Source organism: Hyphomicrobium zavarzinii ATCC 27496, from assembly GCF_000383415.1.
GTDB lineage: Bacteria > Pseudomonadota > Alphaproteobacteria > Rhizobiales > Hyphomicrobiaceae > Hyphomicrobium_C > Hyphomicrobium_C zavarzinii.
On record NZ_KB911255.1, the window covers coordinates 448,269 to 471,092 of the forward strand.

The window sequence follows — 22,824 nt, forward strand, 5'->3', positions numbered from 1 at the left end:
TTCAGGTGTGGGCGAACATCTTTGCAGGCTGGCACGTGTAGCGCGTGACGTAGAAGTTTGGGTGCGCCTCCACCCATTTCGCGCCTTCTATCTGAGACGCGACGAGGCACCCCATCATTCCGACGTGCTCTTCGAGCTGAATAGGGTTCTCCTGCCTGCATGAGGCTCCGACGAGAACCGAGCATACCGTGAATATCAACTCATACATTGGGGCGCTCTCCAGCCTGTTGCGGCTGGCCGGGTAATCGCGGGCGATCAGCTTTGGTTCCCGTATATGCAACGGAAGACTGTTCAGCATGGGGCGCGCGCGGAACGGAGTGTGCACGCTGACCGTTCTCTAGGAAGATGCTCACGAGAAGAGGAGTGTACGCTTTGCTGTTGCGCTATCGCAAAACGCGAGCTGATCCTCGGTGGCGCGCTTTTGCCGGATCAATTGCGCTTTGCGCATTCTTCGGCCCTGCCGCCGCGGTCGCTCAACCGTCGCCTTCTGGCGCGCCTGCTTCGCCGCCCGAGGTAATGGAGCCGCCATCCGAAAGCCCGGCACCACCGCCCGATCCAAGCACCGGGGGCGACAAGCCGAAGGAGCCGCTGTCGAAAGAGCTCAAGGAAGGAGAAGGCGTTCTCGAGCCGCCGCGCGGAATTGATCCGAAGATCCAGAAACCCATCCCCGACGACTTCAAAGGCAAGATGCCGGTCATCCCGCCCCCGAGCGATACAGGGGACCCGCCTCCGCCTCTGCCGCGGAAATGAGACAACTCAAAAAACAAAGAAAACCGCGGCTGGTCATCCAGCCGCGGTTTAGTTCCGCCGCGCGTTCGAGGTTTGACGAGGAGTTGCGACCCGGTTGCTATTTGGCGGGTAGCGCTCCTTCCGGTGCGGCCGGTGCCGGTCCGCTGCGGCGGAGATAACGCTCTCCGATGTTCAGCAGGATCGGTGCCGCGATGAAGATCGACGAGCTCGTGGCGAGCACGAGACCGAAGAGAAGCGTCAGCGCGAACTCCCGTAGCGCGGGGCCGCCGAATGCCGCGAGCGGGGCGATCGACAGGAACAGAGCGAGGGATGTCCCGATAGTGCGGGACAGCGTCTCGTTGATGCTCTTATCGACGATCTCGCGAAGCGGCGTGCGCTTGTAGCGGACCAGGTTCTCGCGGACGCGATCGTAGACGACGACCTTGTCGTTGATGGAGAAGCCCATGATGGTGAGGATGGCCGCGATCGAGGTCAGGTTGAACTCGAAGCCCGTGAGGGCAAGAAAGCCAACCGTCTTCGTGAGATCGAGGAACATCGTCACGATCGCGCCCACTGCGAACGGCCACTCGAAGCGGAAGGTGATGTAGGCGAACATGGCCACGGCGGCGAGGCCGAGAGCCCACATTCCATCACTCAGCAGCTCGGCGCCGACCGAGGGGCCGACCACCTCCACGCGGCGGATCTCCGTTCCGGGCGCTGCTTTCTGCACGGTCTCGCGTGCGGTCTGCAAGGCGGCCTGCTGCTGTTCGGGCGTTCCCTGCGGATGCTCGAAGCGCAGCAGCACGTCATCCGGGCCGCCGAAGCGCTGGACCTGGACCGGGCCGAGGCCCGCATCGGCTAGCGCGCTTTGCAGCGTGGGTGCATCCGCGGGGGCCGGCGTCTTCGCCTCGATCACCACGCCGCCCGCGAAGTCGATGCCCATCTTGAGGCCGGGGTGGAAGGCCAGCCCCAGAGACGCAAGGCTGATGGCGGCCGATACGATGAGGCCTGTGTAGCGTGCCTTCATGAACTGGATGGTGGTATGATCGGGGAAGAAGCGGAAGCGCGTCCCGATGCTTAAAGACTTCGGGCGCGCGTACTTGATCCACGTTGCGGTGAGCAGGCGGACGAGCACGATGGCCGTGAAGATCGACACGACGATGCCGAGGCTGATGGTGACCGCGAAGCCGCGAATGGCGCCCACGCCCACGACGAACAAGATGAGCATCTTGATGAGCGTGGTGATGTTGGCGTCCATGATGGTGGTGTAGGCGCGACGGAAGCCGGTCTCGATCGAGGAGATCACGCCGTTGCGTTTGGTCAGCTCCTCCCTGGTTCGCTCGTTGATCAGGATGTTGGCGTCGACTGCCATGCCGAGCGCCAGCAGAATGCCCGCCATGCCTGGCAGGGTGAGGGTTGCGCTCATCATCGAAAGGCCGGCGATGGTAAGGGCAAGGTTGGCGAAGAGAGCCGTGGCGGCGAACAAACCTAAGCGCCCGTAGGTGGCGATCATGAAGCCGACGACAAGCGTGAAGCCCGCGATTATCGAGTAGAGACCCGCCCGGATCGCGTCCGCGCCAAGGCTTGGGCCGATGGTGCGCTCCTCGACGATGGTGAGCGGCGCGGGGAGAGCGCCCGCGCGCAGCAGCACGGCGAGATCGTTTGCCTCCTCCACAGTGAAGTGTCCGCTGATCTGGCCTTGTCCGCCGAGGATCGGCTCGCGGATGACCGGGGCGCTGATCACCTTGTTGTCCAGCACGATCGCGAAGGGCTCGCCCACGTGCTTCGTGCTCGTGTCGGCGAAGCGGCGGGTGCCGATGGAATCGAGACCGAAGTCGACCACCCATCCGCCCGCGTTGCGATCCATTGCGGCGTTGGCGCGGGTGAGGTTCATGCCGTCCACCTCCACGTGGCGGCGCACGGGAAGCTTGGCGGTCCCTTCGGCCTTGTTGGCCATCGGCAGCATTTCGATATCGGGACCGGCGGCCGTGCCCTCCGGCGCGACGAGGCGGAAGGTCATTTTTGCCGTCGAGCCCAGCAGGCGCTTGATGCGGTCGGGGTCGGAGACGCCGGGCAGCTCGACGAGGACGCGGTTCTGGCCTTGACGGGCTACGACCGGCTCGTTGACGCCCGTTTCGTCGATACGGCGGCGCACGATGGAAATCGACTGTTGGATGGCTTTGCTCGAGAGATCGAGCACGCCTTGCGGATCGAGCGTCAGGGTGATGATCGCGCCGTCGGTGGTGGTGACGAACACGGGCGCACGCGAGGGGCCGTCCACGCGTTCAGCCAGGATGTCTTTCATGGCTTGGCGAGCGGCGCCCATGTTGGCGGCGTCCGTCAGGGTCACCGTAACGCTATCCTTGCCGGAGACCACCGAGGTGAAGGGGACACGGGCTTTGCGGAGCGCCTCGGCCGTGGAGGAACGCGCGCTTGCGATCCGTTCCTTGATGACGGAGTTCATATCCACCTCGAGCAGCAGATACGAGCCGCCCTGGAGATCGAGGCCGAGGTTGATGCGAGGTTGAGGAACCCAGGAGGGCAAGACGCCGGGCTTTATGAAGTTGGGGATGCTGAGCAGGACGCCGAGCAGGCACACGCCCAGGATCAGCAGTGTTTTGAAGCGCGAGAAATGAAGCATTGTCGCATTCCGATATGGCCGACACCGCCGGGAGGCGTGCTCCGGGCGGTGGGCGGGAAATTGGCTATGTCAGGTAAAAAGGCGCAGCGGGCCGATCAGGCGACCGGCTCAGGCGACAGGCGGTGCGCGGCTGCGCCCATCGCGAACGAGCGCGACGGCGATGGGCAAACGAAACGCGCCGGGCAAGGCCAGACAAGTTTCGCGGGGCCAAGGATCGAAGCTTTCGCTGCGTGAGAGGGCGGCGTCGGGGGATGTGCCGCCGACGCTGGCGTCCGGGTTGGACGCGTCGAGCCGGACGGAGGCCGACTTGCCGGCAGTGCGGGCATCGAGGCCGTGATCCGCAATGGAAATGCCACCCGCCGTGCTGGTGGCAAAGCCGAAGCCGGATGCGAAGCCAGCGAGCGCACCAAGGACAACCGCCAAAATGGCGGCCCAGGGGCTGCGGGTTTTCTGCCGGCTTGCGGGGCTTTGCGTCACGGCCAGGGGTCCAACTTCACGATGCTTCCAACATAGGCCGGTTGCGGGAAATAGCTAGGGAGGGATTGAGCGCAGGGGGATGGCGCTCCTGCAAGTCTCTGGCGGATCAGAGATGTTTGTTGAGCATTGGTGCGTTTGGATGCGCTTTCTGGGTCGCCCGGCCCTCGATGCGAAGGCCGCTTTCTGATGCCCGCAGAGGTGCGTCGATGCAACTCCTGGGCGCGTCTCCGATATCGAGAGTTTGCCGCCGGGGGGCGAGCCAGGAACACCGGCGCTGGTCAACAAGTCCGGACTATTATATTATGTCCATAATTTAATGCGGCTTGTGCCACGCTGATGACGAGCGGCGGACGAGGGGCCTATGATGGACGCCGCACGGGGCGATTTGCAATTCTTGGACACGATGCGAGGGCGCGGGTTGTGATCTCGAACGCGCTTGCGGGTGTGCTGCGCCGCCATGATATCCATTACGGATGGGTGGTGGTGGCCGTTACGTTTCTGACCATGCTGGTCACGGCCGGTGCGGTCGGTGCCCCCGGCGTTTTCATCGAGCCCTTGGAGAAGGAATTCGGCTGGCGACGCGATGAAGTGTCGGCTGCGCTCGCGGTTCGCTTTGCGCTTTTCGGTTTGATGGGGCCGTTCGCCGCCGCGTTCATGAACCGCTTCGGCGTGCGCCGGGTGGTGCTGGCTGCCCTCTCCCTCATCGCCGCTGCGCTCACGGCCTCGCTGGCCATGAGCGAGATTTGGCAGCTCGTCGTGCTCTGGGGCGTCGTTGTCGGCATCGGTACCGGTCTCATGGCGATGGTGCTGGGCGCGACGGTTGCGATGCGCTGGTTCTCGGCTCGCCGCGGCCTGGTGCTCGGTCTGCTGGCGGCAAGCTCGGCGTCGGGGCAACTCGTCTTTCTTCCGCTGCTGGCGCGCCTTACCGAGGCTCTCGGGTGGAGGACGGCGCTGGGCGTGGTGTGCGGTGCCCTGCTGTTGACTGCGCTGGCGGTGCTGGCCCTGATGCGGGATCGCCCTCGGGATGTGGGATTGCCCGCTTATGGCGAGAGCAAACCCGACGAGCGTGAGGTGCCGGTTTCCGGAGGGCTCGGGCAATCTCTTCTCGCGCCGCTCCTAATCCTGCGGGAGGCTGTGCGTGTTCCCGTCTTCTGGGTGCTCTTCGGCACGTTCTACATCTGCGGCGTGAGCACCAACGGGTTGATGCAGACGCACTTCATTCCCTTCTGCGGCGACTTCGGGCTGGTTGCGACGAGTGCGGCCGGTCTGCTCGCGATGATGGGTGTGTTCGATTTTTTCGGAACGCTTGGTTCGGGGTGGTTGTCCGACCGGTTTGACAACCGGTGGCTTCTGTTCTGGTACTATCTCTTGCGCGGGCTCTCGTTGCTCTACCTTCCTTTCAGCGATTTCACGATAGTGGGGCTCACGATATTCGCCTTGTTCTATGGGCTCGACTGGATCGCGACTGTGCCGCCCACGGTGAAGCTCACGGCCGAGCGGTTCGGAGACGGCAAGGCCAACATCGTGTTCGGCTGGATCTTTGCGGGACATCAACTGGGGGCGGCCTCGGCCGCCTATGGCGCGGGTCTTTCGCGCACCGTCTACGACACCTATTTGCCTGCGTTTTTCGTGGCGGGTGTTCTTTGCATCCTCGCCGCACTGGCATTTGCAGCGCTCAGAAACTCCGAGGGGCCGCGCCGAGCGCCTCTCGCAGCCTGACAGGCAATTGATCTCGCGCAGGGCGACGTGCCGCATATATTGGCAGGATCATAAATGGCGTGTGCTATTCGGCGGCGATGATCGCGGCCCAAAAATAAGAGGAGAGGAAGCATGCCCCGCGTTTCCCGCAAGCAGGCGGATCAGCACCGGATCGACGTCATCCGCGCGGCGTCGCGGCTTTTTCCGCAGCATGGCATCGATGGGGTCAGCGTTCCGTCTCTCATGGCGGAGGCCGGGCTTACGCACGGCGCGTTCTATGGTCATTTCCAGTCCAAGGAAGCGCTGGTCGTCGCAGCGTGCGACGAGGCGTTCGAAGCGAAGCGCAAGTACTATGACGATCTCATTGCGCGTCATGGCTCCGACGCCGAGGGGCTGCGGGCAGCATTCATCAAGCGCTACACGCGGCTCAGCCACCGGGACGAGCGGGCGGAAGGCTGTCCGATTGCCGCGCTCTGCGGGGATATAGCCCGCAATGAGCGCAAAGGGCCAATCCGGTCTGCGTTCGCGGCGGGTGTGATGTCGCTGATCGACAGGCTGCCTCAGATCCTGTCGCGGCGAAAAAAGAAGGCTTCGCGGGAGGAGGCGCTCACGACTGCCAGTATGCTGGTCGGAGCGCTGGTGCTGGCGCGCGCGACGGAAGGGCATGCGATCTCCGAGGAGTTCCTGTCCGCCACGCGCAAGGCGCTGCTGGAGAGCTAGGGGCCTGCGTGTGAGGGACCGGCTGTTTTCCTCCTTTGCGGTTTTCCGTCTTGCCTTATTTCGATTGCGGTTTCCCCGGTTGCAGGTATTTTCATGATGCTGATAATCTTTTAGGGCTCACATTCTGTCGAATGTTCGAGAGATCTATGCTGGGGGCAAGATGATTTTCGGGCTGGAAGGGTTCACGCTTTTTCACGTTGCGCTGAGTCTCGTGGGTATTGCCGCGGGTTTTGTGGTCGTCGGCGGCTTTTTGTCGAACGAGCGGCTTGATGGCGCGACACATGTATTCCTTGCGGCGACGGTGGCGACGAACGTGACAGGCTTTGGATTTCCGTTCGTTCAGCTGCTGCCTTCCCACATCGTAGCGCTCATTTCGCTGGCGGTGCTCGCTGTTGCGGTCTATGCGCGTTACGTCGCTCAGTTGTCGGGTGCGTGGCGCGGGATCTACGTGGTGTCGGCTACGCTCGCGCTCTATCTCAATGTGTTCGTGCTGATCGTGCAGACGTTCCTCAAGAACCCTGCGCTTTCGGCGCTGGCCCCGACGCAATCCGAGCCTCCATTCGCCGCAACTCAAGGGGCGGCGCTCGTTCTGTTCGTGCTGCTCGGGATTGCGTCGCTTCGCAGGTTCCGGGTGTCAGGGGCCTGACAGACAAAGGGGCAGTCAAACCTCGCCGAGGAGGCGCGGCGCCCAGTCTTCGACAGCGTGTTTCTCGATGCGGCGTGTGGCCAGCGCGCGCCATCCGGCGGCGAGCTCTGCAATCTCCGCCATTTTCGCCAGCTCGTCGTAACGGCGCGTGTCGCGGTAGAGCAGCGTGATCAGCCGCGAGAGCGGCCAGGCCTCGTGCAGTCGCTCGACAAGCCTTAGCTCGTCTCCGGGATTTGCCTCGCCTTCCTCGATCACGCGATAGTACCAACCGGTGCGGCCGCTCATTTGCGTCAGCATCGACATGTCGCGGCGTGAAAAGCGCGCGTTGAGCTTCCAGCAGGGCTGCCGTCCCTGGCTGACCTGAAGCACGGCTGATCCGAAGCGCACGATGTCGCCGATGTGGACGTTCGATTCCGTCCATCCGGTGGTCGAGAGGTTCTCACCGAATGCGCCGGGCGCGCCGAGAAGGGCATGCTCGCCGATCTGCGCCTCCCATGCTCGGTAGTGATCAAAGGGATAGTGGTGGACCGCCTTCTCGGGGCCGCCGTGGTTCTTCTGATCGGCCTGCTGGTCGCCAGCGAGGCCTGTCCGTGTCACGCGCCATGGGCTTTCGAGGGGCGTTTTGGCGATGGCGCTCATCCGCTCCCGCTCATCGATGGGCGCGATGCGTCCTGCGAGGACTATGGGCGCAACGGCGGGAAGTTCGGGTATTCTCGTCTGGCTCACGTGCGGCACTCCAATTTCGGACGGTCATCATAAGCCAAAAAGGACCGGCACGCGGGGTGCCGGTCCAAGTTGCTCGCAGGCCTAACCCTTGTTGGAGGAAGCGCTATGGCAGCGAGTAGACGGAGAGTGTTCCGCCAAGAGCCGTGAACTCCTTGAGGCCCGCATAGTTGCCGACCGCGCCGAGGCCGTCGGTGGGCTTGTCGAGACCTGCCGCCAAGCCGATGCCGGCCCAGCCGCCAACGCCCGAGAACACGCCGATGTACTGCTTGCCCTTGTGGCTGTAGGTGAACACGTTGCCGATGATGCCGGACGGGTTTCTGTGCTTGAACAGCTCTTTGCCGTCCTTCTGGTCGCGGCACTTGAGGTAGCCGTCCAGCGTGCCGTGGCAGAAGATGCCGCCGGCAGTGGCCAGTACGCCCGACCACACCGAGAAGCGTTCGTCGTGGCTGTAGACGATCTCACCCTTGCCGGCATCCCACGCAATCACATGGCCCGTGTTGGTCTTGCCTTCGGGCGGGAACATCGAGAGCGTGGCGCCGACGTACGGCTGTCCCGGTGTGTACGAGACCTTGAAGGGCTCGTAGTCCATGCAGACGTTGTTGATCGGGACATAGAAGAGACGCGTCTCCGGCGAGTAGGCAGCCGGCTGCTGATCCTTGAAGCCGAGCGCGGCTGGGCAGATGTTCTTCGTGTTCACGTCCGCGCCGTTGAGGAACGTCGACTTCGAGGCGACGACAGTCGGTCTGCCGTAATTCGGCTTGGACTTGTCCATCTCGACGCCGCTCGACCAGTTGAGGTCGGGATCGTAAGGCTTGGCGACCAGCAACTCACCATTGGTGCGGTCGAGCGTGTAGCCGAAGCCGTTGCGATCGAAGTGGACGAGGGCCTTGTGCGTTTTGCCCGCGACTTCCTGGTCCACGAGGATCATCTCGTTGATGCCGTCGTAATCCCACTCGTCAAACGGGGTCATCTGGTAGGCCCAGGCAGCGACGCCCGTGTCCGGATTGCGGGCGATGATCGACATCGTCCACTTCTGGTCGATCTGCTTTCCATCGGGTCCCGCGCGCTGAGCCGGGTTCCAGGTCGAGGGGTTCGCGGTACCGTAGTAGAAGAGATCGAGCTCCGGATCGTAGGAGAACCATCCCCATACCGAGCCGCCGCCGATCTTCCACTGGTCGCCAGTCCAGGTCTTGAGGGAGCTGTCCTTGCCGACCGGCTTGCCGAGCGAGGTGGTCTTCTGGGGATCGAACAAGATCTGATCGTCGGGGCCGACGCTATAGCCGCGCCAGGCCCGCTTGCCGGTCTTGATGTCGTAGGCCGTGATCGAGCCCTGGATGCCGAACTCCGCGCCCGAGATACCGACGATCACCTTGTCCTTGATGACGACGGGTGCGGCAACGCCGGTCTCGCCCTTCTTGGGATCGCCGTTCACGACCTTCCAAGCCTCCTGGCCGGTCTTGGCGTCGAGTGCGACGACTGTGGTGTCGGCCTGGTAGAGGAAGATCTTGCCTTCAGCATAGGCGAGCCCGCGGTTGACGGTGTCGCAGCACATCACGCCGATGACCGAGGGATCCTGCTTCGGAGAGTACTTCCAGATGATCTTGTTCTCGTCGTCGAGGTTCAACGCATAGACGACGTTCGGGAACGGCGAGTGGAGGTACATCGTGCTGCCGATGACCAGCGGCGTTCCCTCGTGACCGCGCAACACGCCCGTCGAGAAGCTCCAGGCGACCTTCAGATCGCCGACGTTGCGCGTGTTGATCTGATCGAGGGTGGAAAAGCGGTGATTTGCGTAGTCACCCGTTTGCAGGGCCCACTGGTTGGGATCCTTGCTCTGCTTCAACACATCGTCGTTGGCGATGGCTGGCATGGCCAAGGCGGTCGTCAACAGCAGCGCCGCGGCGCCGACTGATCTGGACATGATGTTTCCTCCTAGACGTTTCTCAGGATTTTCTTGTCCTGGTCACGGGCGCTTGGGTGTGGGCGACTATTTTCTTTTGAAATCCGCGAATCCTGCTGGAAGCGGCAATTTTCTTATTTCCGCTTCATTTCCTGTTTCTCGCTCCGCCGTTCCCGAATTTAATTCGGAAATGACCGGACGATGATTTCGCGGCTTCTGCCAAGTGTTCCCACCCATTGTGCCGTGGCGTGGCAACCATAGGCTCGCGGCTTGGCTCTCACCTAGGGCCAGGGAGAAAACGACTGCTGGTGCCATCTCTCCTTGCCCGTGGCCTCTCCGGAGTGTCGCCAACAAGTTTGAAGGCGGAGCGTTATCGTCTGGGCAAAAGACCGATCAAACCGAGAATAAATGTTTCTGTACAGGGCATTATCCCGGGATCTGTGCTGTTCTTACGGCGCAGGCAAGGCGCGGTGGCTCTACCCGCTGCGTGAGGCGTGGCTCTATGGAATTGATGGCCACTCGCACTACTATGGTGCCAATGCGGAACTCGGTTCTGCGATCTGCCGGGGAGCTTTCCAGCCGTGACATTGCCGCTCAGACTTCAGCGTGAGGGCGAAATCAGCCTGCAAATCCAGATTTTTGAGCAGGTACGCGGGATGATTTTGGAAGGGAGGCTTCGTCCTGGAGAGCCGCTGCCTGCTACGCGTATTTTGAGCGAGCAACTTGGTGTTTCTCGAAACACGATCAGTCTCACCTACGAGCGTTTAATGGCGGAAGGTTATATCGAATCCCGCAAAACGCGCGGGACGTTCGTGTCTTTGCAGATTCCTGAGGATGTTCTCTATACGGCTACGCATGGCGAAGCGCGCTCCGTCTCGCGAAAAGTGCGCCGCCCGTCGAAGGTGATGCAGCGCGAGTTTCGCGCGCAGATGCTCGTCAATCCTCATCGGCGCAAGCTGACGGCCGACTTCTGGGTCGGCCGGCCCGATCCGAACTCGTTTCCGCGCAAGGCGTGGGCGACACTCGTCCACCGGCGGCTTCAGTCGGCAGGGTCGGCGCTCACCGAGTACCGGGACGTCGCGGGGCTGATCGACCTGCGTCGCGCGATCGCCGACCGGCTGCGGCCGGCGCGGAGCATTGTCGCGAGCCCGGACCAGATCCTGATCGTGGGCGGAAGCCAGGATGGTCTCAATCTCGTGAGCCGGATGATCCTGGAGCCTGGCAGCACGGCGGTTGTCGAGTCGCCCTGCTACCAGGGTGCTGCGTTTCTGTTCGAGAGCTTCGGCGCGAAGCTCGTGCCTGTCCGGATCGATCATCGCGGGCTCGATTGCAGCCAGCTGCCAAACATCCGGAATGCGATCGCCTACGTGACGCCCTCGCATCAGTATCCGCTCGGCGTTACGCTGTCGCTCGAGCGGCGGCTCGAGTTGCTGGCATGGGCGGCGCAGACCGGCTCCTATATCGTCGAGGACGACTACGACAGCGATTTCCGGTTTCACGGGGCGCCGATCGCGGCTCTAAAGGGGCTCGATCGCGCGGATCGTGTCATTTATCTCGGCACGTTCTCCAAGTGCCTCGGCGCGGGGCTCCGTCTTGGATACGTGGTGGTGCCGAACGATCTTATTTCACGCGCGCGTCAGGTCAAAACGCTCATGAACAACGGGCAGCCGTGGCTCGAGCAGGCTGCGCTTGCCGATTTTATGACCGGCGGCGGGTTCGAACGGCATGTCCGGCGCATCCGCAACCTCTATCTCGCGCGGCGGAACGCGCTCGTCTCCTCGCTACGCCGGCATTTCAACGAGAGCGAGATCATCGGCGACGAAGCAGGCATGCATCTGGCGTGGCGGTTGCCCTCTCATTTGCCTTCGGCCAAGGAGGTCGAGGAGATCGGGCTCGCGGCGGGTGTGGGCGTCTACACGCTGGCCTCTGGAGCGGCCATCAATTTCGGGCCAGTGCCGGAGGGAGACCGTTATCTCGTGCTCGGGTTCTCCTCGCTCAGCGAGCGGGAGATCGAGGCCGGCATCGCGAAGCTCGCGGAAGCGCTCTCCTGATACAAAAATGGCCGGGTCATGAGATGACCCGGCCAGTCCGCTAGGTGCTCCGTCTCAGGCTCAAGACGGGAGCTGGAAGTAGTAGTGGCCGAAGAGGACGATGGCAGCGCCCGCGGCGAGTGCCAGGTAGGGCAGGATGCCCGCACGTCTCTCGCCGAGATCCTGGCTCTTGAGATCCAGGTCGATCAGCATGTGATCGGGGAAGCGTCCCTTGTCCTGCACGTAGTGACGGAACAGGAAGACGGGTATGATCAGCAATCCGAACGCCAAACCGTACCAAAGCGCGTTGGGATTGCCCCAGACCTTGGCGCCAACGCCCATGAGGAACAGGTTGAAGAAGCCGAGTCCTGCGTTGACGGCGATCAGCCAGTTCGGTGCCCGGTAGGGGCGGGGAATGTTGGGGCTGTCGATGCGGTGGATCCACGTCGCCTGAAGGTTCAGGAAGATGAAGATCATGTAGCCGACGTTCGAGATGGAGAGGATCAGGTAGTACGCCGTCGCGTCCGAAGCCGCGAAGGTGAGAAGACCGAGGTTGAAGATGAGATCGGTCCACATGGCGCGCGTGGGGGCGCCGTGCTCGTTGGTGTGGGCGAGGTACTTCGGCAGCCAGCCATCGACGCCGCCCTGATAGAGCGTGCGGGAGGAGCCGGCCATCGCCATCTGGATCGCGAGGATGAGCGCGAGGATCATCATCATCTCCAGAAGATGGGTGATGATCTGCGAGCCACCGCCGACCATGTGGCCCATGGCAGCCGCAACGCCGGTGCCGTCCACGATACCGGGCTGCGTCATGCCCTCGAGGCCGAGGTATCCCTGAAAGGATGCAGCAACCAGCGTGTAGAGCAGGACGCAGAGAAGACCAGCGGCGATGATCGACTTCTTGGTATCGGAAGCCGGATTCTTGAACTCGCGCGTGTAGCAGACGGCCGTCTCGAAGGCGTAGGTGGACCAGCCGGCGATGAACAGAGCGCCGAGGAAGAACGTCCAGCCGCCGTTGTTCCACTCGCCGTTCGGAGGCACGAGCGGCGTATAGTTCTGGTAGTTCACGCCGCCGTTGAAGTAGGGAACGATGCCGACGATGAGCATCGGGATGACGACGAGAAGGCCGATCGCCATCTGAACGCGCGCGGTGCCGAGCACGCCGCGATGCTGAATGGCGAAGGTGATCAGCATCAGCGCCGCGCCGATGAAGAAGGTCGGGCCGATCTCGATGTTGGCAAGGCCGAAGAACGAGAAGCTCGCAAGCGTCATCGTGCGAAGAGCGGGTGTTGCCGCTTCCGTCACGGCCGCGATGGCGAGCTTTGCAGCTTCCTCGGCGGATTTGCCGTCGATGGCGGCGGCATTGGCTGCGTTCTTGAGCCAGGCGAGAACCTCAGGCGAGTCCGCGCCGAACACGGGGATGGGCGCGATGGCGTTGAGGATGTAGCCGGCGGCGATGGCACAGCCGAGCGATAGCACCGGCGTCCATGCATACCAATTGCACCAGACCGACAGCGGCGCGATGAGCTTGCTATAGCGCAGCCATGCAGCCGAGCCGTAGACGGCGGCGCCGCCCGACTTGTTTTTGAAGAGGCCTGCGATCTCGGCGTAGCTGTAGGCTTGGAGGAAGCCCATCACCACGGAGATCGTCCAGACGAGGAAGGCGAGCTTGCCGGCCGTCGCCCCCATGCCGCCGATTGAAATCAGAACGAGCGCGGGCACACCGCTCGCAATCCAAAACGCACCCTTCCAGTCAATTGTTCGGTGCAACCCGCCGAATTCATCGCCGGCAAAAGCAGTGTTTGCCTCCGGCTTTTTGTTCGCCACGTCCTGCATGAATCGCTCCCTATGCTCCCCTTCAGGAGGAGTTATTGATGAAGTGTTAGTGCGAGGCATACTGCCGCAGAGTTGCCTCTGATGCAATAAATTTGCATACCCTGTATGCAAATTTATTGCCCGTCAGGTAACTGGACTGTGCGCTGCAGCATCGGTTGCCAATCCGGAGCAACGCTGCATTATGGGAGCAGCCCCCTGCTTCGCGCGGCAAAGTTCGTGCGTTTGCAGTACGTTTGACTCATCTCAGGCAAGGCACGACATGGCAAAAACCAAAGTCCGGCGGGCTCCTTCGCGACGTCACAAACTTGCGGAAGGCCAGCCGGCTGCGAAGGCGGACGCGCAGCACGACACGGCGAACGTGCCGTTGGAAAAGCGCATCGGAGAGGTATTCAAGCAGCTTCGGCTGGCTGCGAACCTCACGCTTGCCGATCTCAGCACGGGGGCGGGCATGTCCAGCGCCATGCTGAGCCGGATCGAGAATGGAATGGCGACGGCGAGTCTCGATTCTCTCGAGCGGCTGTGTCACGCACTCGGCATCGGGCTTTCGGATCTGTTCAAGCAGACCGATAGGAAAGAGGGCACGGCGCAGCTCGTCAAGCGCAGCGAGCAGATGGAAGTCGTGCGGGTCGGTACGAAGTACGGCTACACTTACAAGCTTCTCTCCTACGACAAGGGGCCGAAGAAGCTGTTCGATCCCTTCTTCATCGAGATGGACAAGAAGAGCCAGTCCTATCCGCGCTTTGCCCATCCCGGCACCGAGTTCATCTACATGCTGCAAGGGCGGGTGGAGTACCGGTTCGGCGAGTACACGTATCTGCTCGAGCCGGGAGATGCCTTCACCTTCTCGGGAGACGTGGTGCATGGCCCGGAGAAGCTGCTCGACGAGCGGGCGAAGTTCATCTCCATCATCATCTATGGCGAAGAATGAGAGGCGCTTCACGCGCTTCCGGAAAAAAATGCCGGGAGTTTTCACTCCCGGCAGTTGGGGGAAATGGCCTGAGAGCTGCTGCACAGCTCAAGCCGTAGCCCCGGGGATCCAAGTGGTGCCTGCCAGCGGAACGCGGGCCATGGCTGCTGCCTCGATGGTGAGTGCCGCCAAGTCCTCCGGCTCCAGGTTGTGGAGATGGTTTTTGCCGCAGGCACGCGCCAGCGTCTGGGCCTCCAGCGTCAAGACCTTGAGGTAGTTGGCGAGCCTGCGGCCAGCGATGACGGGGTCCAGGCGCTTGTAGAGCTCGGGCGTCTGGGTGGTGATGCCTGCGGGGTCGCGTCCCTCGTGCCAATCGTCGTAGCAACCCGGGGCGGAGCCGATCTGCGCGTACTCCTTCTCCCATTTTGGGTCGTTGTCGCCGAGGGCCACGAGCGCTGCCGTGCCGACAGCCACTGCATCGGCGCCAAGCGCGAGCGCCTTCGCCACATCCGCGCCATTGCGAATGCCGCCCGAGACGATGAGCTGCACCTTGCGATGCATGCCGAGGTCCTGGAGGGCCTGCACGGCGGGGCGGATTGCGGAGAGCAGCGGAATGCCGACGTGCTCGATGAACACCTCCTGCGTCGCCGCCGTTCCGCCCTGCATGCCGTCGAGCACAACGACGTCCGCACCGGATTTAACGGCCAGCGCGACGTCGAAGTAGGGGCGGCTCGCGCCGACCTTGAGGTAGATCGGCTTCTCCCAGTCTGTGATCTCACGCAGCTCGTTGATCTTGATCTCGAGATCGTCGGCACCGGTCCAATCGGGATGGCGGCAGGCCGAGCGCTGGTCGATACCCTTCGGAAGCTGGCGCATCTCGGCCACGCGGTCGGAGATCTTCTGGCCGAGCAGCATGCCGCCGCCGCCGGGCTTGGCGCCCTGGCCGATCACGATCTCGATGGCGTCCGCCTTGCGCAGGTCGTCCGGGTTCATGCCGTAGCGCGACGGCAGATACTGGTAGACCAGCGTGGTGGACTGGCCGCGCTCTTCCGGCGTCATGCCGCCGTCGCCCGTGGTCGTGGAGGTGCCAGCGAGGGAGGCGCCGCGTCCGAGGGCTTCCTTGGCATTGGCCGAAAGCGAGCCGAAGCTCATGCCTGCGATGGTGACGGGGATCTTGAGGTGGATCGGCTTCTTGGCGAAGCGCGTGCCGAGAACCACGTCGGTTCCGCATTTCTCACGATAGCCTTCGAGGGGATATCGCGACATGGAGGCGCCGAGCATCACCAAGTCGTCGAAGTTCGGCAGGCGGCGCTTCGAGCCGCCGCCGCGGATGTCGTAGATGCCGGTAGCGGCGGCGCGGCGGATCTCGGAGAGCGAGTAGTCGTCGAAGGTGGCCGACTTGCGCGGAGTGGTCGGCATCCAGTTCCGTTCGTGGCTGGTCATCAGTAGGCTCCGGCGTTGTCGATGTTGAAGTTGTAAAGTTTGCGCGCCGAGCCGTAGCGGCGGAACTCGGCGATATCGATCTTGTGAGCCTCTCCCGCTTCCGTGAGCAGCTCCATCAGCTCGGCCTTGTGCGTGTCGCGCAGCGGTTTCTCGATGCAGTCGGCTCCGAGCCCAGCGACAGGGCCGCGCACATAGAGACGGGCCTCGTAGATCGAGTCTCCGAGAGCTTCTCCCGCCTCGCCGAATACGACGAGACGCCCGTTCTGGCCCATGAAGGCGGAGAGGTGGCCGATGCCGCCCTTCACCACGATGTCGATGCCCTTCATGGAGATGCCGCAGCGGGCTGAGGCGTTTCCGTCCACGATCAGCAGACCGCCGCGTCCGGTGGCGCCAGCGCTCTGGCTCGCGTCGCCCTTCACGTGTATGCGGCCGGACATCATGTTCTCGCCAACGCCCTGGCCGGCGCTGCCGTCGATGACGATATTGGCGTGCTTGTTCATGCCGCCACAGAAATAACCGACGCTGCCCTGCACATTGATGGTGACAGGGGCGTCGACGCCTGCGGCGATCGAGTGCTCTCCGTTAGGGTTGGTGACCGTCCAGAGCGTTTCGTTGGTGTCCGCCTTCAGCTTGTGGAGCGCGGCATTCAGCTCTCGAACGGATGTCTTCGACAGATCGATGCTCGGCATCAGTTGTGCTCCCAGAAGTAGACGGTGGCGGGTTTCGGCTCCCAGACCTTGGCTTTCTCAATTCCGGGGAGGCAGGTGAGGCTCTTGTATTCGGAGGCGAACGCCACATAGCGGTCGGTCTCCGCCATGACGGCAGGCTTGCACGCGATGGGATCGCGCAGCACGCCGAAGCCCTGCTCGGTGCCGACCACGAACGTGAAGAAGCCGTCGAGGTCGTCGAGGCTGGATTTCAGCGCCTCGCCGAGGGTTTGGCCCGCCTGCATCTGCTTGGTGAGGTAGCCGGCCGCCACCTCGCTGTCGTTCTCGGTCTTGATCCGGATGCCTTCACGCTTGAGCTCGCGGCGGAGGGAAGCATGGTTCGAGAGCGACCCATTGTGCACGAGGCACTGATCGGCGCCGGTCGAGAAAGGATGCGCGCCGTTGGTGGTGACGGCCGATTCCGTGGCCATACGCGTGTGGGAAATGCCGTGGCTGCCCGCCATGCCGGCGATGCCGAAGGCCTTCGCCACGTCGTCCGGATAGCCCACCTCTTTATAGATCTCGAGGCTCGTGCCCTCGCTCATCACAGTGACGTCGGGGTGGTTGGCCGTGAGCCATTCCTCCGCCTTAGCCACGTCCTCCGGCCGCAGCGAGACTACGGCATGAGAGTACCGGACCGCGCTTTTCGCGCCGTTGCCGATGAAGGTGGCGAGCTTTTCAGCGACGCCCGCGATGTCGAAGCTCGTGGAGGGACCGGCGATGGTGAGTTTGGAGAGATCGCCCTTGCCCCGGCTGTAGATCGCGAATCCCGCCGAGTCGGGGCCGCGGCTGCACAGCGTCGAGGTCATTTTTGCGAGAAGCGCGCCGAGCTCTGGCTCGAGCTTCGGGTCTTTTATGAAGAGCCCAGCAATTCCACACATGGGAGGTTCATTCCTTCAGGTTTGGTGTTGCGCAGGGCGCGCACCGGCCCTTCGTCGCCGAAGACCGGCGCCGCCCTGCGTTCTGCTGTTGTAATTTTTCTCAGCCGGGCCTGCGGCCGGCCGAGAGCACGCGTCCTAGAAGAAGCTCAGGTAGCGCTTCACTTCCCAATCGGAGACGTGGCGGTGGTAGTCGGTCCATTCGTCGCGTTTCAGCGATACGAACTCGTCGATGAACTCGGTTCCCAGCGTCTTGCGGAAGAGCTCGCTCTTGTTCAGAGCCTCGACGGCTTCGCTGAGAGACTGGGGAAGGATGTCGATGTTTCTTGCGGCAATTTCCTGCGGCGAGAGCGCATAGAAATTGACGTTGTGCGGCGGGCCGGGATCGAGCTTGCGGTCCACGCCGTCGAGGCCGGCCGCGATCATGGCGGCCTGCGCGAGGTAGGGGTTCATGCCCGAGTCGCCGGTTCTGAGCTCGATGCGTCCGTAAGGAACGCGGACCATTGCCGTGCGGTTGTTGTCGCCATAGGCGACGAAGACCGGAGCCCAGGTCGTGCCAGACGCCGTGCGGCCGATGACGAGTCTCTTGTAGGAGTTCACGCTTGGCGCAAGCAGGGCCGTGAGAGCGGCTGCGTGCTTCAGGATGCCCGCCAGGAAGTGGTAGGCAAGCTGCGACAGGCCCATGCCGTTCTTGTCGGATGCATCGTGGAACAGGTTGCGTCCGGCTGCATCGGCGATCGAGGCGTGGATATGCATGCCGTTGCCGGTGGTGGAGCTCTTCGGCTTCGGCATGAAGGAGCAGATGGCGCCAAGCTCATGAGCGATCTCGGCCGCGGCCATCTTGAACAGAATGATCTGATCGGCCGATGTAAGTGCGTCGGCGTACTTGAAGTTGATCTCGTACTGGCCGTTTCCGTCCTCGTGGTCGATCTGGTAGACGTCGATTCCGAGCGCCTGCAGGCTTTCCGTGACGCGCTCCAGGAAGACGCGGACGCGGGAGAGGCCGCGATAGTCGTAGGCGGGCTTCTGGAGGACGTCCGTCGAATCGAACGGAACGATCGAGCCGTCCGTCGTGCGCTCGAACAGGCTGAACTCAGGCTCGATGCCGGTGTTCAGGGTCCAGCCGCGCTCGGAAAGGCGCGCGATCTGCGTCTTCAGGATGTTGCGGGTGTCGATGGGATGGGGCTTGCCGCACACGGTGCCCGTTCCCATCATGCGGGCATAGCCGGGCGCCCAGGGCGTAAGCGTCATCGTCGAGAGGTCGCCGATCACCATGTACTCGGGCTCGTGAGGCGCGAGCCTCATGCCGAACACGCCGCCGCCCGCGAAGCCCACGCCATCGGTGACGATGTCTTCGAGGTGGTCGACGGGAACGGCCTTGCTCTTCGCGACACCATAGATGTCCACGAACTGAGCCAGTACGTAACGGACCTGATGCTGGGCGAGAAACAGCTTGGCTTTCTGAATATCGAGATCTTGCGGTGCAACAAGTTGCCCTGGCGAATTACGCCAGTTCCAATGTGCCATCGACATGGCATTCCTCCCAATGCGAGCTTGTCTTTGAGCGGTCGACTTTGTCTGCATGCTCGCTGATCATGGCGTACAACAAACTTGCATGAGGTGCAACTTCTTTGTATGCAGTGAAAGCCATGATTTTTCGAATTGGCTGAATTTCCGATCAAAAAGGAACGTGCTCGATGACGAGCGAAGAGCCTACTGGTCCAACCGTATCCAGCCTCGCAGAGGGGCGCGTCACGTCGTCTGCCGGGCTTCTCTATCGTCCCTACTGGTGGGAGGCGGCACCGCGGCGAAAATCGGATCGCGCACTTCCCGCGACCGTCGATGTCGTGGTGGTGGGATCCGGCTTCACCGGACTTTCAGCGGCGCTTACGCTTCTGCGCAACGGGCGCTCCGTGGCCGTGCTCGAGCGCAACGATCCCGGGTTCGGTGCTAGCACGCGGAATGGCGGACAGATCGGCAGCGGCAATCAGAAGTTCCGGGTCAAGCGGCTCATTCAGTTGCGCGGGCGAAGGAAAGCCGAAGCGATGCTTCGTGAAGGCGTGGAGATGCTCGACTACATAGAGCACCTGGTCACGACGGAGCAGATTGCGTGTCATTTCCAGCGGTGCGGCCGCTTTCGCGCGGCTATCCAGCCTGAGCACTACGATGCCATGGCGCGTGACATGGAGGATCTGCGGAAGCTGGCCGGCGTCGAGAGTTTCATGGTGCCGCGCTCGGAGCAGCACGCAGAGATCGGATCGGACGTTTTCCATGGCGGCTCTGTGCTGCCGGCTGACGCGTCCCTTCATCCCGGGCTTTATCACGCGGGGCTCGCGCAGCGGATCGAGGAGGCAGGGGGCTTCGTCATCGGCAATGCCGGGGTTGAGGACATCTCATCGCGCGCAGGCGGGTTCGATGTGCGCACCGCGCGCGGCGAAGTGAGCTGCCGCAACGTCATCATCGCCACCAACGGCTATACGGACAACCTTCTGCCGGAGCTTGGACGGCGGATCGTTCCGATCGGCTCCGGCCTGATTGCGACGGATAAGATTCCAGAGGCGATCTTCGCGCCGCTGATGCCGAAGAATCGCGTCTACGGAAACACCAACCGCGTCTTCTACTATTTCCGGGCGGCTCCGGGAGAGCGCCGCGTGATCTGGGGCGGGCGCGTGGGACGTCTCGCCTCCGACACGTCGCCGCTGGCGTTCGGCCACCTCGCGCGCGACATGCTGCGGGTTTTTCCGGCGCTCGCGGACGTGCCCATCACGCACGCGTGGGATGGCCTCATCGGCTACACCTACGACGAGGTCCCGCATCTCGGCCGCACGTCCAAGGGCGTTCACTACGCCATCGGCTACTGCGGGACCGGCGTCTCGCGCGCCACCTATTTCGGGCACAAGATCGCGCTTCAGCTCATCGGAGATACGTCCGGGCGGACCGCGTTCGACGATCTCGTGTTCCCGAGCTACCCGGCTCACCCAATTGCGAAGCGCGTCGTGCCGGTCGTCGAGACCTGGTACCGGCTCCGCGATGCGACCAAACTATAAACAAGCGAAAGGAAGGAAAAGATGACGACTGCCAGCAAGGCCAAGCGCGTGAACGTCTCCTCGGGGGGAGCTTACGAAGGCGTGTTCGGCTATTCGCGCGCGGTGCGGATCGGCAACGACGTGCACGTCTCGGGCACCTGCGCGCCAGTGGGCCATGAGAAGAGCGATGCCTACACGCAGACACGGGCGGCGCTCGCCATCGTCGGCAAGGCGCTCGAGGACGCGGGCGCGAGCTTCAAGGATGTGGTGAGAACCGTCGTCTACGTTCGGGACATCAACGACGCCGACGCCGTCGCCAAGGGACATCTCGAGTCCTTCGATGCCGTGCGTCCGGCCAGCACCCTTGTTCAGGTAACGTCCATGCTGCGCCCCTGGCAGAAGGTCGAAATCGAAGCTTACGCCAAGATCGGTTGATGCGGAGGCGGGAGGGAGCCTCGTGCTCTCTCCCGCTATTTTCTCGGGACGACATTGGGGATGTGTCAGCCGCTTCCGGTCTGTTAGGCTGACTTAACGCAAATCAATGCCGTTCGGGCGGCGCTCGGCTTCATTTCAAGCTAGGCTGATTGTCGGCTTGATCGGGCGAAGGCTGCAGTCGATCGAACGGAAAAAACGCGTTGGGCTCATCCATGAATGTCGCGGCGATTCTTTACGAAGGCGATCAAGGCGAGCTGACGGATGCCTTGCTCACCGATGTGGCCTACCAATTCCGTCATGCGGGCGTGAAGCTCGCAGGCGCCGTGCAGTCCAAGTCTGCGCCGCGCCCCAACCGTTGCGAGATGACGCTCGAGGACCTCGCCACCGGGCAGTGCATCAAGACGTCTGACGATCGGGCTCCGCCGGAGCCGGGATGCCGGCTGGACGCGAACGCGCTCGAGGATTCCGTCGGTCTTGCGGCGTCGTCGCTCGATCCCGCAACAGAGCTCGTTATCATCAACCGGTTCGGGAAGCGGGAGTCGGATGGGAACGGCTTCCGGCCGTTGATCGAAAGTGCGGTTTTCCTTCAGGTGCCGGTGCTGGTCGGCTTGAAGCGCGTCCATTTCGAGGCGTGGCGCGATTTCGTTGGAGACGACCTGGTTTTCCTCCCGCAGCGCCGCGAGGACATACTGGGGTGGTGTGCGGCGGCGATGTCGGAATCGGCCGCAGAGCGCGCGGCTGCATCCTGAGCCGGGCTGCAATCCTTATTCGGTCATCGATGTAAACTGTGCTGTGCGAACGGAAGGTGGTTCGCGCGATTACAGCCTTTGCTTCATGAGCATGGGGCCGTAGAGCGCGGCAAAGCCGCCGAAGGCCAGGATCCAGGCGGCGCCCGAGACCGGAAGCAGGATGGACGTCAATTCCGGGTGGAGCGCCGCGCCGATGCGGGCGCAGGTTGCAATAAGCGCCGTGGCATAGAGCACGACCGTGCTTGCGGGTGCGGTGAGCTTTCGGCCGCTGTGGCCTCTCGAAACGCGCGTCATCACCGCGATGATCATGGTGCCGATGGCGCCCGTGGTCCACGCGTGGAGGCCGGCGGACGCAAACTCGAAGTTGTCGTTCAGAACGCCAAGGCCGGACAGCAAGAAGCCGAGGCCCACGAAAACGTACGCCACGTGAAGAATGGCGAGCAGCGGCTCGGCGAAGGTACGGAGCGGTGTCCAGCGGCTTTGGCGGTAGAAATTCGCGGCTGCGGCCGCAATCATGGCCGAGCCCACGATCGGACGAGCCTGAGCGGTCAGGCTTTCCAAAACTGGAAGGCAGGCCCAGCCGAGGAGCGCGGCTCCGCTGAGCACCATGGCAGCCATGTCGTAGCGGCCAAAGAGTTGCGGCAGGGCCCCAGGCCGGTTCTGCTTCAGCCAGTTGGTGGTGAAGAACGGGATGATGCGCCCGGCGATGGTCATCACAAGCAGAAGCGCCACGGCGACGGCCAGCGTCTGCGCATGCTTCAGTCGGCCGAACTCGAAGACCTCGTAGTGAAACAGGGCGTCGGCTCCGGCGAGGCCGATCAGGGCACCGACGATCTTGAGGTTGCGCCAGTTCTTTGCTGCAACGATCTCGCGCCCTATGATAGCCGCCAGCGCGAGGGGGAACGATACGCAGAGTGCTGCCGTGAGCAACGGATCAAGGTGTGCGGACAGCGCGAGGGCGATGCGGCCCGTGAGCCAGAGCAGCACGAGGGCGCCGAGTGACAGCCCCCTCACGGGTGCTCGTCCGGTCCAGTTCGGTACCGCCGTCAGCAGGAAGCCCGCGACGATGGCGGGTACGAAGCCGAACAGCAACTCGTGGGCGTGCCAGGCGGTGGGCGGGAAAGCGCTCGGCACGGAGATGAGGCCCAGGAACCACGGCACCCAGAGCGCGATCAAGACCGCGGCATAGATGGAGCCCAAGAGAAAGAACGGCCGGAATCCGAGACTAAGGATTGCGGGCGGGTTTTTCTGCCGGATGAGATGGGTGGTGGTCACG

At 62.9% G+C, this 22,824-nt stretch carries 20 protein-coding genes; 9 read left to right on the forward strand and 11 right to left on the reverse strand.

Annotated elements, in window-relative coordinates; translation table 11 throughout:
• Position 1: 1 nt before the first annotated feature.
• Positions 2–208, reverse strand: a complete 207-nt coding sequence (locus F812_RS0102155; RefSeq protein ID WP_020084313.1) for a hypothetical protein — start codon at positions 206–208, stop codon at positions 2–4.
• 308 nt (positions 209–516) lie between these two features.
• Between F812_RS0102155 and F812_RS0102160 the strand changes: the two genes are divergently transcribed.
• Complete coding sequence (locus F812_RS0102160) at positions 517–750, forward strand: hypothetical protein (protein WP_020084314.1); 234 nt, start codon at positions 517–519, stop codon at positions 748–750.
• 97 nt (positions 751–847) lie between these two features.
• Here the strand turns inward: F812_RS0102160 and secD are convergent, their stop codons facing one another.
• Together secD and F812_RS0102170 are read right to left on the reverse strand one after the other, a co-directional pair.
• Positions 848–3,370 (reverse strand): protein translocase subunit SecD, encoded by a 2,523-nt coding sequence (secD, locus tag F812_RS0102165; protein ID WP_020084315.1) that lies wholly within the window; start codon positions 3,368–3,370, stop codon positions 848–850.
• A gap of 108 nt (positions 3,371–3,478) precedes the next feature.
• Positions 3,479–3,847: a hypothetical protein gene (locus F812_RS0102170; RefSeq protein WP_156827180.1), complete on the reverse strand. Its 369-nt coding sequence runs from the start codon at positions 3,845–3,847 to the stop codon at positions 3,479–3,481.
• Between the two features lie 420 nt (positions 3,848–4,267).
• Between F812_RS0102170 and F812_RS0102175 the strand changes: the two genes are divergently transcribed.
• The 3 genes from F812_RS0102175 (at position 4,268) to F812_RS0102185 (ending at position 6,911) form a co-directional block, all read left to right on the forward strand.
• Positions 4,268–5,566 carry an MFS transporter gene (locus F812_RS0102175; protein WP_020084317.1) on the forward strand — a complete coding sequence of 433 codons (1,299 nt, stop codon included), beginning with the start codon at positions 4,268–4,270 and terminating at the stop codon, positions 5,564–5,566.
• 111 nt (positions 5,567–5,677) lie between these two features.
• Positions 5,678–6,265, forward strand: coding sequence for a TetR/AcrR family transcriptional regulator (locus F812_RS0102180; protein WP_020084318.1), 588 nt, complete (start codon positions 5,678–5,680; stop codon positions 6,263–6,265).
• Positions 6,266–6,425: 160 nt separating this feature from the next.
• The gene (locus F812_RS0102185; protein WP_020084319.1) at positions 6,426–6,911 is read left to right on the forward strand and encodes a hypothetical protein; all 486 of its coding nucleotides are present in this window, start codon (positions 6,426–6,428) and stop codon (positions 6,909–6,911) included.
• A 15-nt stretch (positions 6,912–6,926) separates the two neighbouring features.
• Here the strand turns inward: F812_RS0102185 and F812_RS0102190 are convergent, their stop codons facing one another.
• Together F812_RS0102190 and F812_RS0102195 are read right to left on the reverse strand one after the other, a co-directional pair.
• Positions 6,927–7,646 (reverse strand): MOSC domain-containing protein, encoded by a 720-nt coding sequence (locus F812_RS0102190; protein WP_020665346.1) that lies wholly within the window; start codon positions 7,644–7,646, stop codon positions 6,927–6,929.
• Positions 7,647–7,740: 94 nt separating this feature from the next.
• Entirely contained in the window at positions 7,741–9,558 is a 1,818-nt protein-coding gene (locus tag F812_RS0102195) for a methanol/ethanol family PQQ-dependent dehydrogenase (RefSeq protein WP_020084321.1), read from the reverse strand.
• Positions 9,559–10,118: 560 nt separating this feature from the next.
• Here F812_RS0102195 and pdxR point away from each other — a divergent pair.
• The gene (gene pdxR, locus F812_RS0102200) at positions 10,119–11,588 is read left to right on the forward strand and encodes a MocR-like pyridoxine biosynthesis transcription factor PdxR (RefSeq protein ID WP_051113737.1); all 1,470 of its coding nucleotides are present in this window, start codon (positions 10,119–10,121) and stop codon (positions 11,586–11,588) included.
• A 60-nt stretch (positions 11,589–11,648) separates the two neighbouring features.
• Here the strand turns inward: pdxR and F812_RS0102205 are convergent, their stop codons facing one another.
• Positions 11,649–13,403 carry a trimethylamine N-oxide permease gene (locus tag F812_RS0102205; protein WP_020084323.1) on the reverse strand — a complete coding sequence of 585 codons (1,755 nt, stop codon included), beginning with the start codon at positions 13,401–13,403 and terminating at the stop codon, positions 11,649–11,651.
• A 259-nt stretch (positions 13,404–13,662) separates the two neighbouring features.
• On the opposite strand from F812_RS0102205, the gene F812_RS0102210 reads away from it, so the two are divergent.
• Positions 13,663–14,331, forward strand: a complete 669-nt coding sequence (locus tag F812_RS0102210; RefSeq protein WP_020084324.1) for a helix-turn-helix domain-containing protein — start codon at positions 13,663–13,665, stop codon at positions 14,329–14,331.
• Between the two features lie 87 nt (positions 14,332–14,418).
• Here the strand turns inward: F812_RS0102210 and F812_RS0102215 are convergent, their stop codons facing one another.
• The 4 genes from F812_RS0102215 to glnT form a co-directional block, all read right to left on the reverse strand.
• Positions 14,419–15,753, reverse strand: a complete 1,335-nt coding sequence (locus F812_RS0102215; RefSeq protein ID WP_020084325.1) for an FMN-binding glutamate synthase family protein — start codon at positions 15,751–15,753, stop codon at positions 14,419–14,421.
• A complete protein-coding gene (locus F812_RS0102220; protein WP_020084326.1) occupies positions 15,753–16,442 on the reverse strand; it encodes a GltB/FmdC/FwdC-like GXGXG domain-containing protein in 690 nt (229 codons plus the stop codon). The genes F812_RS0102215 and F812_RS0102220 overlap by 1 nt, the downstream gene beginning before the upstream one ends.
• Positions 16,442–17,341: a class II glutamine amidotransferase gene (locus F812_RS0102225; protein ID WP_020084327.1), complete on the reverse strand. Its 900-nt coding sequence runs from the start codon at positions 17,339–17,341 to the stop codon at positions 16,442–16,444. Before F812_RS0102225 ends, F812_RS0102220 begins: the two co-directional genes overlap by 1 nt.
• A 135-nt stretch (positions 17,342–17,476) precedes the next feature.
• A complete protein-coding gene (gene glnT / locus F812_RS0102230) occupies positions 17,477–18,871 on the reverse strand; it encodes a type III glutamate--ammonia ligase (protein WP_020084328.1) in 1,395 nt (464 codons plus the stop codon).
• 164 nt (positions 18,872–19,035) lie between these two features.
• On the opposite strand from glnT, the gene F812_RS0102235 reads away from it, so the two are divergent.
• From F812_RS0102235 to F812_RS22230, 3 genes are all read left to right on the forward strand, one after another.
• Positions 19,036–20,385, forward strand: a complete 1,350-nt coding sequence (locus tag F812_RS0102235; protein WP_020084329.1) for an NAD(P)/FAD-dependent oxidoreductase — start codon at positions 19,036–19,038, stop codon at positions 20,383–20,385.
• 21 nt (positions 20,386–20,406) lie between these two features.
• A complete protein-coding gene (locus F812_RS0102240; protein ID WP_020084330.1) occupies positions 20,407–20,799 on the forward strand; it encodes a Rid family hydrolase in 393 nt (130 codons plus the stop codon).
• Positions 20,800–21,011: 212 nt separating this feature from the next.
• Complete coding sequence (locus F812_RS22230; RefSeq protein ID WP_020084331.1) at positions 21,012–21,548, forward strand: DUF2478 domain-containing protein; 537 nt, start codon at positions 21,012–21,014, stop codon at positions 21,546–21,548.
• Positions 21,549–21,617: 69 nt separating this feature from the next.
• On the opposite strand, the gene F812_RS0102250 is transcribed toward F812_RS22230, so the two are convergent.
• Positions 21,618–22,823 carry an NnrS family protein gene (locus F812_RS0102250; RefSeq protein ID WP_020084332.1) on the reverse strand — a complete coding sequence of 402 codons (1,206 nt, stop codon included), beginning with the start codon at positions 22,821–22,823 and terminating at the stop codon, positions 21,618–21,620.
• Position 22,824: the final 1 nt, after the last annotated feature.

Excerpts from the sequence above, each read along its gene's own strand:
- F812_RS0102155 (WP_020084313.1), bottom strand. The coding sequence starts at position 208 with ATGTATGAGTTGATATTCACGGTATGCTCGGTTCTCGTCGGAGCCTCA.
- F812_RS0102160 (WP_020084314.1), top strand. The coding sequence starts at position 517 with ATGGAGCCGCCATCCGAAAGCCCGGCACCACCGCCCGATCCAAGCACC.
- secD (WP_020084315.1), bottom strand. The coding sequence starts at position 3,370 with ATGCTTCATTTCTCGCGCTTCAAAACACTGCTGATCCTGGGCGTGTGC.
- F812_RS0102180 (WP_020084318.1), top strand. The coding sequence starts at position 5,678 with ATGCCCCGCGTTTCCCGCAAGCAGGCGGATCAGCACCGGATCGACGTC.
- F812_RS0102185 (WP_020084319.1), top strand. The coding sequence starts at position 6,426 with ATGATTTTCGGGCTGGAAGGGTTCACGCTTTTTCACGTTGCGCTGAGT.
- F812_RS0102195 (WP_020084321.1), bottom strand. The coding sequence starts at position 9,558 with ATGTCCAGATCAGTCGGCGCCGCGGCGCTGCTGTTGACGACCGCCTTG.
- F812_RS0102205 (WP_020084323.1), bottom strand. The coding sequence starts at position 13,403 with ATGCAGGACGTGGCGAACAAAAAGCCGGAGGCAAACACTGCTTTTGCC.
- F812_RS0102210 (WP_020084324.1), top strand. The coding sequence starts at position 13,663 with ATGGCAAAAACCAAAGTCCGGCGGGCTCCTTCGCGACGTCACAAACTT.
- F812_RS0102215 (WP_020084325.1), bottom strand. The coding sequence starts at position 15,753 with ATGACCAGCCACGAACGGAACTGGATGCCGACCACTCCGCGCAAGTCG.
- F812_RS0102220 (WP_020084326.1), bottom strand. The coding sequence starts at position 16,442 with ATGCCGAGCATCGATCTGTCGAAGACATCCGTTCGAGAGCTGAATGCC.
- F812_RS0102225 (WP_020084327.1), bottom strand. The coding sequence starts at position 17,341 with ATGTGTGGAATTGCTGGGCTCTTCATAAAAGACCCGAAGCTCGAGCCA.
- glnT (WP_020084328.1), bottom strand. The coding sequence starts at position 18,871 with ATGTCGATGGCACATTGGAACTGGCGTAATTCGCCAGGGCAACTTGTT.
- F812_RS0102235 (WP_020084329.1), top strand. The coding sequence starts at position 19,036 with ATGACGAGCGAAGAGCCTACTGGTCCAACCGTATCCAGCCTCGCAGAG.
- F812_RS0102240 (WP_020084330.1), top strand. The coding sequence starts at position 20,407 with ATGACGACTGCCAGCAAGGCCAAGCGCGTGAACGTCTCCTCGGGGGGA.
- F812_RS22230 (WP_020084331.1), top strand. The coding sequence starts at position 21,012 with ATGAATGTCGCGGCGATTCTTTACGAAGGCGATCAAGGCGAGCTGACG.